14 protein-coding genes and 2 riboswitches are annotated in these 16,387 nt (G+C 31.3%); of the genes, 12 read left to right on the forward strand and 2 right to left on the reverse strand.

Features of this window, described 5'->3' with window-relative positions; translation table 11 throughout:
• Window positions 1–8: 8 nt before the first annotated feature.
• Both HNR33_RS15130 and HNR33_RS15135 read right to left on the reverse strand, forming a co-directional pair.
• Entirely contained in the window at window positions 9–716 is a 708-nt protein-coding gene (locus tag HNR33_RS15130) for a YetF domain-containing protein (protein WP_429084842.1), read from the reverse strand.
• Window positions 717–720: 4 nt separating this feature from the next.
• Window positions 721–1,425 (reverse strand): DUF421 domain-containing protein, encoded by a 705-nt coding sequence (locus HNR33_RS15135; RefSeq protein ID WP_429084844.1) that lies wholly within the window; start codon window positions 1,423–1,425, stop codon window positions 721–723.
• 106 nt (window positions 1,426–1,531) lie between these two features.
• On the opposite strand from HNR33_RS15135, the gene HNR33_RS15140 reads away from it, so the two are divergent.
• The 12 genes from HNR33_RS15140 (at window position 1,532) to HNR33_RS15195 (ending at window position 16,334) form a co-directional block, all read left to right on the forward strand.
• Window positions 1,532–2,464 carry a tetratricopeptide repeat protein gene (locus HNR33_RS15140; protein ID WP_429084846.1) on the forward strand — a complete coding sequence of 311 codons (933 nt, stop codon included), beginning with the start codon at window positions 1,532–1,534 and terminating at the stop codon, window positions 2,462–2,464.
• A 123-nt stretch (window positions 2,465–2,587) separates the two neighbouring features.
• Complete coding sequence (gene cooS / locus HNR33_RS15145; protein WP_429084848.1) at window positions 2,588–4,720, forward strand: anaerobic carbon-monoxide dehydrogenase catalytic subunit; 2,133 nt, start codon at window positions 2,588–2,590, stop codon at window positions 4,718–4,720.
• 344 nt (window positions 4,721–5,064) lie between these two features.
• Window positions 5,065–7,149: a methyl-accepting chemotaxis protein gene (locus tag HNR33_RS15150; protein WP_429084850.1), complete on the forward strand. Its 2,085-nt coding sequence runs from the start codon at window positions 5,065–5,067 to the stop codon at window positions 7,147–7,149.
• A 183-nt stretch (window positions 7,150–7,332) separates the two neighbouring features.
• Complete coding sequence (locus HNR33_RS15155) at window positions 7,333–8,049, forward strand: helix-turn-helix domain-containing protein (protein WP_429084852.1); 717 nt, start codon at window positions 7,333–7,335, stop codon at window positions 8,047–8,049.
• A 371-nt stretch (window positions 8,050–8,420) separates the two neighbouring features.
• Window positions 8,421–10,502: a methyl-accepting chemotaxis protein gene (locus tag HNR33_RS15160; protein ID WP_429084854.1), complete on the forward strand. Its 2,082-nt coding sequence runs from the start codon at window positions 8,421–8,423 to the stop codon at window positions 10,500–10,502.
• 406 nt (window positions 10,503–10,908) lie between these two features.
• Window positions 10,909–10,996: riboswitch (cyclic di-GMP riboswitch) on the forward strand.
• Between the two features lie 97 nt (window positions 10,997–11,093).
• Window positions 11,094–11,606, forward strand: coding sequence for a hypothetical protein (locus HNR33_RS15165; protein WP_429084856.1), 513 nt, complete (start codon window positions 11,094–11,096; stop codon window positions 11,604–11,606).
• 190 nt (window positions 11,607–11,796) lie between these two features.
• Complete coding sequence (locus HNR33_RS15170) at window positions 11,797–11,943, forward strand: oleate hydratase (RefSeq protein ID WP_429084884.1); 147 nt, start codon at window positions 11,797–11,799, stop codon at window positions 11,941–11,943.
• Between the two features lie 212 nt (window positions 11,944–12,155).
• Window positions 12,156–12,240: riboswitch (cyclic di-GMP riboswitch) on the forward strand.
• A 93-nt stretch (window positions 12,241–12,333) separates the two neighbouring features.
• Window positions 12,334–13,374 (forward strand): tetratricopeptide repeat protein, encoded by a 1,041-nt coding sequence (locus HNR33_RS15175; protein WP_429084857.1) that lies wholly within the window; start codon window positions 12,334–12,336, stop codon window positions 13,372–13,374.
• Between the two features lie 19 nt (window positions 13,375–13,393).
• The gene (locus HNR33_RS15180) at window positions 13,394–13,927 is read left to right on the forward strand and encodes a metalloprotease family protein (RefSeq protein WP_429084858.1); all 534 of its coding nucleotides are present in this window, start codon (window positions 13,394–13,396) and stop codon (window positions 13,925–13,927) included.
• 313 nt (window positions 13,928–14,240) lie between these two features.
• On the forward strand, window positions 14,241–15,290 hold the full coding sequence (gene hydE / locus HNR33_RS15185; protein WP_429084859.1) for a [FeFe] hydrogenase H-cluster radical SAM maturase HydE: 1,050 nt from the start codon (window positions 14,241–14,243) through the stop codon (window positions 15,288–15,290).
• A 192-nt stretch (window positions 15,291–15,482) separates the two neighbouring features.
• Window positions 15,483–15,866, forward strand: a complete 384-nt coding sequence (locus tag HNR33_RS15190) for a MarR family winged helix-turn-helix transcriptional regulator (protein ID WP_429084886.1) — start codon at window positions 15,483–15,485, stop codon at window positions 15,864–15,866.
• A 114-nt stretch (window positions 15,867–15,980) separates the two neighbouring features.
• Window positions 15,981–16,334, forward strand: coding sequence for a carboxymuconolactone decarboxylase family protein (locus HNR33_RS15195; protein WP_429084861.1), 354 nt, complete (start codon window positions 15,981–15,983; stop codon window positions 16,332–16,334).
• Window positions 16,335–16,387: the final 53 nt, after the last annotated feature.

Below are 16,387 nucleotides of genomic sequence, written 5' to 3' on the forward strand. Positions count from 1 at the left end.
TTAGACCTTTAATCATTTTTTGAAACATAAAGCCTTTTATTTTTATCTAGTGTTGCAAGAAAGACTTCATTGATAGTGCTTATACCGTACATAGCAAGATTATCAAAGAGCCAATTAATATCTACTCCTTGTGCATGTAAATTTTCTTTTATTAAATTACCATCATTTATTATAACTACAGGGAGGTCAATTGGCTTTGCTGTTAAATCCATATCCCTTGGAGTGACGGGTTGATGTGATTCTGACTTCATAACGCTTAAATGACCGTTAGGCTCTAATATTACATACTTTACTTCTGATAGATTAAAAATATTTTTTAGTCTGAGTTCAGATATTAATATATCTATGTTTACAAAATGTTTCTTCATATTCTTTTTAATTATTTTACCATTTTCTATCAATATGACAGGTTTACCATTAAAAAATTCTGCTATGTTTCTATATTTCATAGAAATGATTGATATAATGTAGTGCCAAAAGAACAAGGTTAGTAATGGTATAATAATATATGTAAAAGAGATTTTACCATCAAGTAAAGGTGCAACGGTAAGAGCTCCTAGTATCCATACAAGAACAAAATCATATATTGTTAGCTGGTTTATAGCCCTTTTAAATATAAATCTTCCAACAAAATAGACGATAATTCCAACTATAAAAGTTCTAATAACATATCCTATTAGTGATATATCTTTGATTACACCAAAAACATGAGGCATATTATCACTCCCACTTGTTTATATATAGCTTTTTATTAGGTGTTATTATACCTAAATATACTTCATTAAGATTAACTACCTGATTAGCAGCTAGCTGTTCATAGATCCAATCATAGCTAATATTATGATTTTTTAGTATTTTTTCATCAATTCTACCTTCATATATCAGTATATGAGATAATTCTTGTTGAGATGGTATAATTCCTAGGTCAGATTTTAGTACAGGTGAAGAGTTTGAATTTATTGCTACGCTAAAATCACCTATACTTTCAGCTATTAGGTACTCAACATCTTCTAGATTAAAAGCATCTTTTTGTCTTAGTATTGAAAAAACATTGTCTATTGTAAGTTTAGATTTATCTAAGTTTTTCCTTATTATCTTTCCTTTGCTTATTAATATCTTACTGTCTTGACCTATAATTCTTGGAGATTTTAGATATAAATATGAAAAGAGAATATGTATCATTGTATAAATAATAATAATACTAATAGCATCAATTAATCTTGATTCAGGATTAACCATTCTTGCTGCAGCAATGTGACTAACGCCTGCTGCCATTAAAAAGTTATAAGGGGTTATTATTCCAGGCTGTCTAAAGCCTAGTGTCTTAGCAGAAGCAAAAAGAATAAAATATAAAACAGAAGCTCTAATGAATAACTCTAAAATATTTAATTCTTTACTTTTAAAGAAAATAGCATGTAAATCCATTTTATGTCCTCCTAAACTTATTATTATTAGTTTTACAAATATCCTAGATTAAATACAAAAATTGTATTATAATAAATTGACATCAAAAATAAGAGGTGTAAGCTTAATGAAACAGAAACTAAATAAAACTGATAGAAGAAATAATTACCTAATATTGGCAGAAAACTTCTATGATGAAGATAAAAAAGAAAAAGCTTTAAAATTTTATAACAAAGCACTTGAATTTAATGGAGAGAATATAGACACTATAGAAATAATGTATAATATAGCTATTTTATATGATGAATTAGGTATTAAGGATAGATCTTTAGAAACATATAAACAAATATTAGAAATAAACCCAGGTGAAGCAGGAGCCTTATATGGGATAGCAATAATATTTGATGAAAAGGGCGAAAAAAAAGAAGCTCTAAAATACTACTTTAAAGCTATAGATATTGATCCAGAATATGATAGAGCATATTTTTATGTGGCTAATATTTATGACGAAACTGGTGATAAGGAAAAGGCAATAGAATATTATAAAAAAGTCATCAGTTTAACATCCGATGATTACATGGCCTTTAATAATTTAGGATCACTATATGAAGAAATAGGAGACTATGAAAATGCTTATGAAATGATAAAAAAAAGTATAGAAATAGAAGATGAGTATTTTAAGTCACTTTTTAATATGGGCGTAGTACAAAAGCACCTTGGAGTTTTAGATGAAGCAATTAAATACTATGATATGTCAATATCGCTAAATATTAGATACCCATATTCATATCTTAATAAGTCTGTAATATTTATTGAACAAGGCAGATTAGATGAAGCTATAGAGATATTGACTGAAGGAATAAAAAACAACCCAGAAACAGGATTTCTATATTATAATAGAGCATGCTGTTATGCAAGGAAAGAAGAAATAAACAGATGTACTGCTGATTTAAAGATGTCGATTAAACTTTATCCAGAATTCAAGGAAATGATTAAGACTGATAAAGACTTTAACAGCATAAGAGATACCGAAGAATTTGTTACACTAATGAAAAATTAATAGAATTATATCTTAAAAGATACAAATCAAATGATTTGTATCTTTTTTATTTCTATATTGTATATCCTCCTAAATTATAGAGAAACTAATGATTGAACATATTAAACCTAAGGAGGGTATATGATGTCAGATAAAGATATACAGAAATCATTTGAGAAAAGTGCTGAAAGGATGAGAGGCGATTCCAAAACTTTTGGTTCTCAACTTACAAGTGAAGATTATAATGACCCGATACTGCATGAAGATATTCATAAAAGAGTAAAGGTTGACTATGAAGCTATTGATAAAATGCCTTCAATGGAAGAGATTCATAAATGGCAGAGAGAGCATATTAAAAAGAATGATCAATCTAAGGAAGGTTATCCTCTAAATGTTATTATTGACCCTGCAATGAGAGAGATGTATCAAGTTGTACATAGTGCGGATATGACAAATGTATTTGATCGTTTTAGCCAGCAACAGCCTATTCAATGCAAATTCTGCATAGAAGGGTTATCTTGTCAGCTATGTGCCAATGGCCCGTGTCGTATAAACTCAAAGGTTCCACGTGGAGTGTGTGGAGTTGATGCTCATACTATGGTGGCAAGAAACTTTATGTATAGGCACGTTACAATAGGTACATCAGCTAACATATTCCATGCCCACCAAGCTGCAAGGACACTAAGGGCTGCAGGAGAGCATCCAGAAAGTGGACTTAAGATAAGAGACCCAGAAAAGCTTAAAAAGTATGCAGATATGGCAGGATTGGATGCAAATAAAGATATAAATAAGGTTGCAGTTGAGTTTGCACAGTGGGTTATTGATGACATACATAGTGAATATCATATTCCATCAAAGTCTGTTGAGGCTTTTGCACCTACAAGAAGAAAAGAACTGTGGAAAAAGCTCGGGTTATTCCCTGGTGGCGGTTATAGCGAGGTAGCGTATGCACAAACTAGCTGCATGACAAACTTTAGATCTGACCCTGTTGAATTCTTGTTAAATAGCGTACGATTAGGTATTGCTAATGAGTACCAAGGATTGTTCTTATTGGATATAATCCAAGAAATATTAATGGGAACTCAAAAAATTGCCATGAAAAAGCAAAATATGGGACTACTAAAAGAGAATATGATAAATATAGTTACAAATGGACATATGCCTTTACTTGCTCATGTAGCTATTGATTTAGCTTCTACAGATGAATGGCAGCAAAAAGCTAAAGATGCTGGTGCAAATGGTATGCAAATACTAGGGCATGTATGTGAAGGACAGCAATTGATGAATTACAGCGGGACACATGATCAAAAGGGTTATGGTGGTCAAGAGGGAGAGTGGCTTTCTCAAGAATACCTGCTTGCTACAGGTGTAGTAGATTTGTTCATGTTTGACTATAACTGTACAGTTCCAACTATGCCGCTATTTGCAAAGCGCTTTGGAACTAAACTGCTTAGTACACATCCAGTTATCAAGCTTCAGGGTACTGAAACTTTAGATTTTGTACCTGAGAAAATGAAAGAACAAGCTGAAAAGGCTCTAAATAAAGCAATTGAAGCATTTAAAGAGCGTAAAGCTTCAGATAGAAAAACATATATACCACCGCATGTATCTGATTGTATGGTAGGATTTAGTACAGAATCTGTTAGAGAGGCGCTTGGAGGTAGCTTTGACCCATTGATTGAACAAATTGCTAATGGAAATATTCGTGGGATAGCTACAATAGTTGGTTGCACTACTGCTAGATATGGCCAAGGTGGAAGTAATGTATTCAAAATTGCAAAAGGCTTAATTGAAAACAATATTTTAGTGCTTTCAGGTGGATGTACGTCAGCAGTTATGGAATACACCGGTCTTACTAATCCAAAAGCAGCAGATGAAGCGGGAGAAGGATTAAAGGCAGTATGTAAACAACTAGGTATACCTCCTGTATTGACTTATGGAGCATGTGTTGACATTGGTAAAATGACACATACTGCAAAAGAATTGGCAGATGCACTAAATGTTGATACAAATAAGCTTCCTTTAGTTATTGGAGCCCCCGAATACTTAGAGCAAAAGGCAGTAGCAGATGCTTGTACTGCAGTAGCTTTGGGATGGTTAGTTCATGTTGCTCCTGTTCCATCAATCACAGGTAGTGATGTTGTAGTTAAAACACTTACAGAAACAACAGAGACCTTAGGACTTGGGAAAGTAGTTGTAGAAATGGATGCAGAAAAAACAATACAAATATATGTAGACCATATAGAAAAGAAGAGAAAAGAGCTTGGACTGAGCTAGGATAAAAAGCTGTAGGGATCATGATGCCTACAGCTTTTTAATTTAAATAGTTCTATCGAAGCGTTGAGCTTTTACTCACCAGGGTGTATAATAAACTGTAAATTGACACAATATTTTAAAAAATGACAAAAAATTCATTTAAATATATTTTTATACTTGCTATTTTGTTTGCGATTAATAAATGATACACAAATGTAAAAATATTAGATTATATTAAGGGGGTGAACTGAATTGAACATAAGTATAACTAAATATAAGGTCATCTTATGCAAACTAGAATTTACTTAAAGTATAGAGTACATGTTGAATAGAATATAAATTGTAATTTAGAAGGGGGAGTATAATTGAAAAAAATTAACGTGAAAATAATTACAGCTATTCTTGTGTGCTCATTGAGTCTTTCACTAATAATAGGAGTACTAAGTATAAAACAAAGTACAAATGCTATTAAAAAAGAAGCTAATGACAAACTTTTGTATATGTCAGAAAGCTACGCTAGTAAATTTAGTGAAAGTCTAATAAAAGCACAAACCTCTATAGATAGAGCCTCTAGCTACATACAAAATTCCTTTGATCTACAGGAATTTAACCTTGATTCTGAAAACTATCTTAGCCAGTATGCCAGCTCTATTGATCCTATTATAAAAGAAAGTGCCGAATCTCTTGAACTAGTTCAAGGTACATATATGATATTTAATCCAGAGCTTACAGGTAAGACAAACGAAGTCTGGTATGCAGACAGCAAAGGAAATGGTACTTTTATGAAACAAGAAGCTAATTCCATAGAAGCTTATTCTCCCGAAAATGAAGATATGTCTTACTACTATCAGCCAATACAAGAGAAGAAACCTGTATGGAGTGATCCATATATTGATAACATGCTAAATATTAATATGGTTTCATATACAAGACCAGTGTTTAAAGATAATGTGCTAATAGGTGTTGTAGGTGTAGATATTAAAATAGAAGACATAAAGAAAACAATTGAAAATATGAAGATTTATGATAATGGATACGCATTTTTACTAAACGATAAATATGATTTTCTAATTCATCAAACACTAACTCATGAAGATAATTTAAATACTATAGAAGATGGTAAGCTTAAATACATAACAGACATAATAAATGAAAATGATACTGGAATCGTGGAGTATAAGCTTAAAGGCGATGATAAGGTATTAAGCTATGCGAAGTTGAATAATGGTTGGATATTAGCAATAGCACCTCCACTAGATGAGGTGTTTGCGCCAGTAAACAAAATTAAAACTTCAATTTTTGTAGTTGAGGTATTCGGACTAGCTTTATGCATATTTTTAAGCTTGATCATAGGAAAATCGATTTCCAAGCCAATAGTTATGGTTACTGAGTTTATAAATAAAACCGCTAACTTTGACTTGACTTATGATAAAGCTATGGAAAACATAGTTAATAAAAGTAAGGATGAAACAGGTGTTATGGCTAGAGCAATGGTTTCATTAAGGCAGTCTTTAAGAGATCTAGCAACAGAGTTAAAGAATGCTTCTAATAGTATCAAAGAGAGTGCACACATAGTTGAAATAGCATCCACAGAATTGAATGATGATGCAACAGAAACATCTGCAACAACAGAAGAATTATCCGCAGGAATGGAAGAAACAGCAGCATCATCAGAAGAAATAAATGCATCAGTGCAAGAAATAGAAAAAGCTATAGAGTCAGTATCGCAAAAAGCTGAAATAGGAACATTAACTTCACAGGAAGTACATAATAGAGCAGAAGAGTTAAAAGCAGGTGCAGTAGAGGCAGTAGAAAAATCTGATTCTATATACAATGCTGTAAAGAAGGACTTAGATTTAGCAATAGAACAAATTGATGCAGTTAAAAAAATAAATATATTAGCAGATACAATACTTCAAATAACAAGTCAAACCAACCTTTTAGCATTAAATGCTGCTATAGAGGCAGCTAGAGCAGGAGAAGCTGGGAAAGGCTTTGCAGTAGTAGCAGATGAGATAAGAAAGCTAGCAGAACAATCATCGCAAGCAATAACAGACATACAGGAAGTAGTTGAAATAGTAAATCCATCGGTAGATAATCTAGTAAAAAGCTCAAGAAGAATACTCGAGTTCATAGAAACAGAAGTAAATAAGGACTACAAAACCCTTGTTGGAGTAGGAGAACAATATAGTAAAGATGCAGAGGCATTTAACAATCTAATTATAGATTTCAGTGCTACGTTTCAACAGCTGAGAGCTGCAATACAAGACATTTCAACAGCAGTAAATGAAGTGTCTATAACAATAAATGAAGGGGCGAGCGGAGTCGAAGATATAGCAGTTAAAACAACAGACATGGTAGAAAAGCTTACAAATATTAGAAGCACAACTAATAGTAATCTAAAAAGCGCTAACATACTTGTTAAGATAGTATCTAAAGTTAAGCTGTAATAAAAACAAAACAGAAAAACATGGTAATATTTAACTGTAAGTATTATAATTATAATACTTACAGTTTTTTTGTCGAATATTTTTGCAATTTTAAAATTTACAATTAGAAATATTAAATATTGCAAAAACATAAAAAAAGTAATACAAGATTAAATGGAGGGTACTATGACATTTGCGAAATATTTGAAAAATATAAGAATAAAAAAAATGTCTCAGAGGGAGTTAGCTAGAAGAATAGGTGTAAACCATTCTTACATAAGTAAAATAGAGAACAATGTTGAACCTCCTCCCAGTGAAGAAACATTAATAAATATTGCAAGGGAATTAGACATTGATGCAGAAAAACTAATATTAGAAGCTAAAAAAGTACCAAGTACATTTGAAAGCTTAATCACGCAGACCCCAGAGGTATCAAATTTTTTAAGTATAATTAAAGATAAAGACATAAGCAGGCACGTAATAGATAGAATAAACAAACTTATCTTGAACGAAATTCAAGATACTGAAATAATAAGAAAGACATTAATGGAAAATGAAAAGAAGTATGAACTGCTTTTTAATAATGTTAATGATGCTATTTTCCTTAATGAAGTAGATAATAATGGAATAATTTCCAATATAATAGACGCAAATAAAACAGCCTGTAAAAAACTTGGCTACACAAAAGAGGAATTGATAAATATAGATTTAAAGAATTTATTTGATAAAGATTTCCTCATAAACAACCCTGAAATTATCCGTAAAATATCAAATTGCCAAGAGTTTGCTTTCGAGATTATTTGTATTTCTAAAGCTGGATCAGCGATTATCTTTGATATCAACTCACAGCGTTTTGATCTTTTTGATAAAGAGGTCGTGATCACAATAGCGAGAGATATTACTGATAAAAAAGTTAGGTGAAGAACTTATAATGCATAAAATATATTTTCAACATATACTTAAGAGTAGTTCAGAATGTATAGCTATTTTGGATAAAGATAGTAAAGTGATATACGCAAACAAATTATGTTTACTATAACTATATAAAAAATGGATTGAAATATCAGATTGCTTCAATCTATTTTTTTGTTGACTTAATATTTACACCACTAAATTAACTGAAAATTAACAAAAAAATGTTGAGTAATAATTCAACATCAGCTATAATGTTAATAAATATTCGCCAATAAGTGACATGAAACTACAAAAAATGACTTTCTAAAGAAGGGAGGCTGTTTTTCATATTTACTAAATTACTAATCTATATTTTCTAATCATAAGGGGGAGTTTAATTGAAAAAAATTAGCTTTAAGATTATTGTAGGAATTCTTGTATGTTCATTAAGTTTGTCTTTAATAGTGGGGATTTTAGGTGTTTTACAAGGAACTAAGGCAATAAAGAACGAAGCTAATGATAAGCTGATATATATGGCTGGAAACTATGCTAATAAATTTAGCGAAAATCTATCAAGTATTGAGTCATCTATTGATAGTGTAGCAAACAATGTTGTGGCTTCGTTTGATATGCAGCAGTTTAATGCTGATCCTAGTAATTATATTAATCAATACAAGAATATGATATCACCAGTAGTTAAAAAAACCGCAGAAACATTAGATGGAGCACAAGGAGTTTACATATTATTTGATCCTGCTTTAACAAATGAAGCACATGAAGTTTGGTATGCTGATATGGTGGGGAACGGGAGCTACACTAGCCAGCAAGTTACGGAATTAAGTGATTATAATATAGATAATGAAGATATGGCATATTACTATGAGCCAATAAGAAGCAATAGACCTGTTTGGAGCGATCCTTATATAGACAGCGCATTAAACATAAATATGGTTTCTTACACTCAGCCATTATATAAAGATGGTATTCTACTTGGAGTAGTAGGTATAGATATTAAAATAGAAGACATAAAGAAAACAATTGAAAATATGAAGATTTATGATAATGGATACGCATTTTTACTAAACGATAAATATGATTTTCTAATTCATCAAACACTAACTCATGAAGATAATTTAAATACTATAGAAGATGGTAAGCTTAAATACATAACAGACATAATAAATGAAAATGATACTGGAATCGTGGAGTATAAGCTTAAAGGCGACGATAAGGTATTAAGCTATGCGAAGTTGAATAATGGTTGGATACTAGCAATAGCACCACCATTAGACGAAGTTTTTGCTCCTGTCAATAACTTAAGAAATTCGATTTTTGTAATTGAAGTTTTTGGAATAATTCTATTCATACTAATAAGTTTATTTATAGGCAAATCGATTTCAAAGCCAGTCATAAAAGTGACAGAGCTAATAAATAAAACAGCAAATTTTGATTTGACATATGATTCAGAGGCAGAAAAGCTGTTAAAAAATAAGGATGAAACTGGAACTATGGCAAAATCTATGCTTGTTCTAAGGAATTCCTTAAGAGACCTTACAAAAGAACTAAATGAATCATCTGATATCTTAAAAGAGAACGCACACATAGTTGAATTAGCATCCACAGAATTAAATGATGATGCAACAGAAACATCTGCTACCACAGAAGAACTATCTGCAGGAATGGAAGAAACCGCAGCATCATCAGAAGAAATAAATGCGTCGGTACAAGAAATAGAAAAGGCTATTGAATCAATATCACAGAAAGCAGAGGCAGGAGCTTTAGAAGCACAAGATGTATACAAAAGAGCAGGAGAGCTGAAAAATACTGCAGTAGAGTCAGTTGAGAAATCTGAAAAGATATATGAAAATGTAAAGAAAGACCTAGATATTGCAATAGAACAGATAGATGCAGTTAAAAAAATAAATATACTAGCAGATACAATACTTCAGATAACAAGTCAAACCAACCTTTTAGCATTAAATGCTGCTATAGAGGCAGCTAGAGCAGGAGAAGCTGGAAGAGGGTTTGCAGTAGTAGCAGATGAGATAAGAAAATTAGCAGAACAATCATCACAAGCAATAACAGATATACAGGAAGTAGTGGAAATAGTAAATCCATCAGTAGATAATCTAGTAAAAAGCTCAAGGGAAATACTTGAGTTTGTAGAAACAGAAGTAAATAAAGATTACAAAACCCTTGTTGGAGTAGGAGAACAATACAGTAAAGACGCAGATACATTTAATAGCCTAATTATGGATTTCAGTGCTACGTTTCAACAGCTGAGAGCTGCAATACAAGACATTTCAACAGCTGTGAATGAAGTGTCTATAACAATGAATGAAGGGGCAAGTGGAGTCGAAGATATAGCAGTTAGAACGACAAATATAGTAGAAAAGCTTGTCAATATCAGAAATACAACAAATGGTAACTTAGAAAGTGCAACTAAGCTTGTCAATATAGTATCTAAAATAAAGATGTAAAATTAAAAATAGAATGGTATTTTATAGATATTTAACTGTAGGCATTATAATTATTATGCTTACAGTTTTTATTGTTCCCAAAACTGATTCTAACAAGCTTTTAAGATACTGATAGATTTTCAATTTAAAGGCTATATAAAATAATAGGATTCATAAAAATATTACATATAATATACAACTAAAATATAAAGCAAAGTAATGCTAATTTTATAAAAAGAATATAGAGAAAGTTAGAAATTGGGAGAGGTGTACTATGTGGAATATAAACTATTGGTACTAAAGTCCCCAAAATGCAAAATGTGTAATATTATAAAGAAATAAAAAAGAAATTGTAAATTAATAAAGAATATGGGATTGATGTAAAAGGTTGTTTAATAATTTCTAGAAATTTCTTAGATATAATTAAAATTGACAAAGGCAAACTCATAGAAATGTGGGAACGCAAAGCTATTGGATCTAAGGCAAGAGATTACTATGACAGCCAGGCTGCCGGACAACTTAGTATGAAAACTTTCATGCTCTTTTTCGGCATGAGAGTTTTTTATTTTTAAAAAACAAGGAGGGACAACTATAGTAAAGCAAAGAAAAAAGATGAGTTTTTTGCTTAGGAATGCTATGTATATTTCTTCTTTCAAATGTTTTAATGAAGAAATATTATATACAGAATCAGTTGTATCTTTAGATGAACTAAGAATAAGTATTAACTTAATCATGAAGGTTTTAGATAAAAACAATTTATTGAATGAGAAAATATGCAAAGTAAGGGATTGGTTTGAACATGATGGATACTTAACTACAAAAGAAGTCATTTCAAAAGATTTCATACTAGAACTTACAAAAGATAATGAAACATTTTATAAGAGTCGCTCAGGAGAAACATATGCTAAATTAGGGTTATTTGATGAATGTTACAGGTGGTATCTAAGAATATATATAATTGATGAGTATGATTTAAAAGAAGATGAAGAAAAAGGAGGAACATTTGATATTTGCATAAACAAAGAAATATCAAAATTATTGAAAAGTCAAATCGAATATGTAGTACTTATCAAATTGAAAAGAGATGAACCAAAGAAATTTTTCGAACAAAGATATGCTAGATGATGTTAGCGTCACAGAATAATAAAATGATCACTAACTGGAGCTGAAGAGACACTTTGGTTGTCATATCTAAGTAAATGTCAAATACATTCTAACTGAGATTTTCAACAAAAGAATGCAATGAATATCTAGAAAATGAGTCAAATGCGGTACATTAGGATCATTTTCTTTTACCAAGATTAAAGATATATTCATTGATTCACAATTCCAGCCACGTGCTATGAGTGATCGTCCAAAGGTAGTACCTGAAGGCTCTATTAATTTTGCAATGATCAACCAGTTCGTCGAAATTACTGAGGACATGGTATTTACTGAGGAATACTCTATCGCACTTTACTAAGAGCATTGAATACTTGATTTAGATAATGAGAGAATCGGCTATCTTTAACCTACTAAAGCAGGTTATAAGATAGTGGATTTTTTATAGTATTAAAGTACTAAAAATGATAATATTGATGGAAAAATGTTTTAATCGACAACATTCTACAAATTTCTCGGATGAGATTTGATATACTACGTCGGTGGTAAAACAAAACTAACAGACTAACAAATTTTCGAAAAAGGTAAACTTATCGAAAGATAAGGACACAAAGCTGCGGATCTAAAGTCAGATGACCATGGTAGCCGGGTTGCCGAATTATAACGTGTAAGTGTAAAATCCTTTCATGCATTTCGGTATGTAAGGATTTTTTGTTTTATGACACGAATTATTTGAAAGGAGGATGAAATTATGACTGAGGATATTGAAACGATGGATATTGCTGATGATGTAATTGTATGTACAAATTGCAATAGCTCATTAGTAGAACCGGAGTATAAGGTACCCTTGTGTAAGGAGTGCAGAGATAAGTTATCAAACCGTCCAATACCATTATGGATAAAAGCTTTTTTTGGTATAATCATTATTATTCTTATTTTATCTCTTGTAAAGTTTCCATCTTCAGTGAAAGCAGGTGTTGCTCATGAAAGAGGGGTTAGGGCCGAGAAGGAGAGGAGATATATCACTACTATGAATGAATATGAAAAAATATTAAACAAGTATCCTAATTCAACACTTGCTCTGGCTAAACTTAGTATTGCATACTATCAAAATGGTAAAATTGATGAAGCAGTAGAGACAATTAATAAAATTGTTGGACAAGAGGTAGATGAAGATTTAATCAAAGAGCTTGATACCGTTACAGATAATATATCTACCTTTTACTATCCAAATGAAGATTTAACTAAGATATTAAACAGTCCACAGGAGAATTACTATTCGGAAGAGCTATTAATACAATTAGAGAGTTATGTAAATAATCATCCAAATGATACTGCAGGAAAGTATTATCTAGCAGATGTTTTATATGAGTTTGGAGAATATGATTATGCTGAGAAGTTAATAAAAGAAGTTATTAATTCTATGCCTGAGTTTCATTTTTCATATCTTTTTCTTGCTTCAATATATAGAGAGCAAGGCAAATATGATGAAGCTTTAGAGTATTGTGAAAAAGTACTTGACATGAATGCTGAGAGCCCAGGAGCATATATATCTATGGCTAAAATAGAGCTTAAGAGAAATAATGATAATGATGCATTGGACATAGCAAAAAAAGCATATGAGCTTGACAAAAATAGTAATCAAGCTATTTCAAGTCTTTCTCTAGCTTATCACTACAACGATATGATTAAAGAGAGAGACGATTTACTTAATTTACTTAGAGAGAAAAATGATGAATTCGAAGTTGAATTTCTTACGTCAGTTTTCAATGGAACAAACCAATGGAGATAAATAAGCGAGGTGAAATATAATGTACTTAATACCAGGCTTTTTAATATCAATAGTAACTTTTCCTGGGGTAATAGTTCATGAGATTGCCCATCAATTATTTTGTAAAATATCAAGAGTTGCAGTATTTGATGTTTGCTATTTTAGATTTGGTAACCCATCAGGTTACGTTATTCATGAAGAACCAAAGACTACAAAGCAGCAAATTCTAATAGGTATAGGCCCGTTTCTAGTAAACACAGTAATTGGTGCATTAATTTCATTGCCTGCCGCTATACCAGTTATAAAGTTTGAGAGCGGCAATGCTTTAGAATATGTTTTAATTTGGCTTGGTGTATCGATAACTATGCATTCTTTTCCAAGTGTTGGTGATGCAAAAAGTATATGGAAATCCGTAAGAAAAAAAGAAACACCTATATTAGCTAAAATTTTCGGCACTCCGATTGTGGGAATCATATTTTTATGCGCATTGGGTTCAGTAGCATGGCTTGATCTTATTTATGGAATAGCAGTAGCTACACTTATTCCTAATCTACTCATTAAAATGATTGCATAAAAATTATATAATTATTTAATGTATCGAAATATAATCAGGTAATAAAAAATGATAAATTTGAAATCTGATATTGAAAATAGCTTATGACAAAATTGTAGTAAGTCACATGATACAAAAAGAATCATAATAATTATACGAGAACTGGGATGCAGTTCTCGTTTTTATATAGTACATATTATAGGGTTGCATAAGAAATATTCTATCATTTGGGAATGCTGCATTTATGATGGGAATTGACATGAAAACAAATGATTGATAGAATGTTAACAAAGTGATTTCTAAATATAATGCATAAAATTAAAGGGGGTCTATCATGAAAGATTTGATAGATAAACTGTATAGAGAGAATTACCTAAATGAAATAGAATTGCTGTATTTATTAGATAATATGAAAGAGAATGATAAAGATTATTTGATATCTAAGGCTCATGAAGTTAGAATAAAGTCCTACGGTGATAAGGTTTACATGAGAGGATTAATTGAGTTTACTAATTATTGCAAAAATAACTGTGTCTATTGCGGAATTAGAGCATCAAATAATGATGCCGATAGATATAGATTAACTGTAGATGAGATTATATCCGCGTGCACAGAAGGAGACAGACTAGGGTACAAGACTTTTGTGCTTCAAGGTGGTGAGGATAGCTTTTTTACAGATGATAAGATAGTTGAGATAATATCAGAAATAAAGAAAAGATTTCCTTTATCAGCTATTACTCTTTCCATTGGAGAAAAATCCTATGATTCATATAAAAAATATTTTGACGCTGGAGCAGATAGATATTTATTAAGACATGAGACTGCCTCTGAAGAACTATATAGAAAACTACATCCAAATATGAGCTTCGAAAATAGAAAAAAATGCTTAACAGATTTAAAGAAAATAGGATATCAGGTTGGTGCTGGTTTTATGGTTGGATTACCGGGTCAATCAAATAATGACTATGTTAAGGATTTGCTTTTTTTAAAGGAGCTTGAGCCACATATGATAGGAATAGGTCCATTTATCCCTCATAAAGATACTCCTTTAGCAAAAGAAGCTAGTGGAACTATTGATACCACAACTACTATGCTTGCTATTGTTAGATTACTTCTTTCAGAAGTACTACTACCAGCAACTACAGCTCTGGGCTCTTTAGATTCTACTGGAAGAGAAAAGGGACTAAAAGCAGGAGCAAATGTTGTTATGCCAAACCTCACACCTATGTATGTCAGAGAAAAATATGCTTTATATGACGGTAAGATATGCACAGGTGATGAAGCAGCGCATTGCAGAAATTGTATCGAAAAAAGAATAATGAATGCAGGCTTTTGTGCTGATATGTCAAGAGGAGATAATGTTAACTGGAAAAGAAATTCATAACTGATCAGGAGATAGATATAATAATTATCTATCTCCTTTCATTGTATAAAGAAAACCAACAGCTAGGCTGATGGATATTTATTCAATACAGTTGATTTAAATTGATCAAAGCTGTAATATATATATGAGGTGATATTGATGTTTAATCTAGATACGTGAGTATCTTACATAGCGGATAACTCTACTAAGTTTATTGCAGGAGCATTTGAGAAAAGACTTAGTAAAAAAGGAGTTACTAGGGTGCAATGGATTGCACTTTACTATTTAGGATTAAATAATAATATAAGTCAAAAAGAATTAGCGGATAGAATGCACATTAAAGAATCAACTGTGGCTAGACTGATAGATAGAATGGAAAGAGAAGAATTAGTTGAAAGAAGACAAAGTGAAGATGATAGAAGAGTTATTAATTTAGTTCTTACAGATAAGGGATATGAATATAGAAAAAAGTTACTTCCAGAAGGTGAAAGGTTTAATGATATTGTATCCCAAAATATAACAGAAGAAGAAATGAAGTTGTTTTGTTTAATACTTGAGAAGATGGTAAATAATATTAAAAGGTGCATGCTAGATTAAAAGCTAAGCATGTATTTTTTATACTCTTTACAAAATATTGATTGACTTTTAACAAACAACTTGCTATACTAATATTTAGCATAGCAAGTAATTAATTTTTAGGAGGGGAAAACGATGGCAAAAGATGTTAGAAAAATGTTAAGCGATTTTACTGGTGGATTAGAGACAATGGCAGAAACTAATGGACAACATATAGGTGCGTTTATGAATCTATTAGGAGCAGCATACGAGCCAGGAGCAGTTGACCTAAAAACTAAAGAATTAATAAGTGTTGCAATAGGATGTTATAACAGATGTGAATATTGTATAGTTTTTCATACTTATAAGGCACTTGAAGCTGGTGCTACAAGACAAGAAATACTTGAGGCAGCTATGGTTGCTGTAGCATTTGGTGGGGGTCCATCAATAGCTTATAGCGTTACATTGTTAAAAGATGCAATAGACGAATTCGAAAAAGATTTCCAATAATATAGCTGGTAATCATGTTAAAGAGAGACAGTAGAAATGCTGTCTTTCTTCCT

The organism is Brassicibacter mesophilus (genome assembly GCF_050433385.1).
Classification (GTDB): domain Bacteria; phylum Bacillota; class Clostridia; order Tissierellales; family Proteiniboraceae; genus Brassicibacter; species Brassicibacter mesophilus.

What these genes read in the sequence shown, in the direction of transcription:
- hydE (WP_429084859.1), top strand. Translation starts at nt 14,241, where the DNA reads ATGAAAGATTTGATAGATAAACTGTATAGAGAGAATTACCTAAATGAA.
- HNR33_RS15130 (WP_429084842.1), bottom strand. Translation starts at nt 716, where the DNA reads ATGCCTCATGTTTTTGGTGTAATCAAAGATATATCACTAATAGGATAT.
- HNR33_RS15180 (WP_429084858.1), top strand. Translation starts at nt 13,394, where the DNA reads ATGTACTTAATACCAGGCTTTTTAATATCAATAGTAACTTTTCCTGGG.
- HNR33_RS15135 (WP_429084844.1), bottom strand. Translation starts at nt 1,425, where the DNA reads ATGGATTTACATGCTATTTTCTTTAAAAGTAAAGAATTAAATATTTTA.
- HNR33_RS15165 (WP_429084856.1), top strand. Translation starts at nt 11,094, where the DNA reads ATGAGTTTTTTGCTTAGGAATGCTATGTATATTTCTTCTTTCAAATGT.
- cooS (WP_429084848.1), top strand. Translation starts at nt 2,588, where the DNA reads ATGTCAGATAAAGATATACAGAAATCATTTGAGAAAAGTGCTGAAAGG.
- HNR33_RS15175 (WP_429084857.1), top strand. Translation starts at nt 12,334, where the DNA reads ATGACTGAGGATATTGAAACGATGGATATTGCTGATGATGTAATTGTA.
- HNR33_RS15195 (WP_429084861.1), top strand. Translation starts at nt 15,981, where the DNA reads ATGGCAAAAGATGTTAGAAAAATGTTAAGCGATTTTACTGGTGGATTA.
- HNR33_RS15140 (WP_429084846.1), top strand. Translation starts at nt 1,532, where the DNA reads ATGAAACAGAAACTAAATAAAACTGATAGAAGAAATAATTACCTAATA.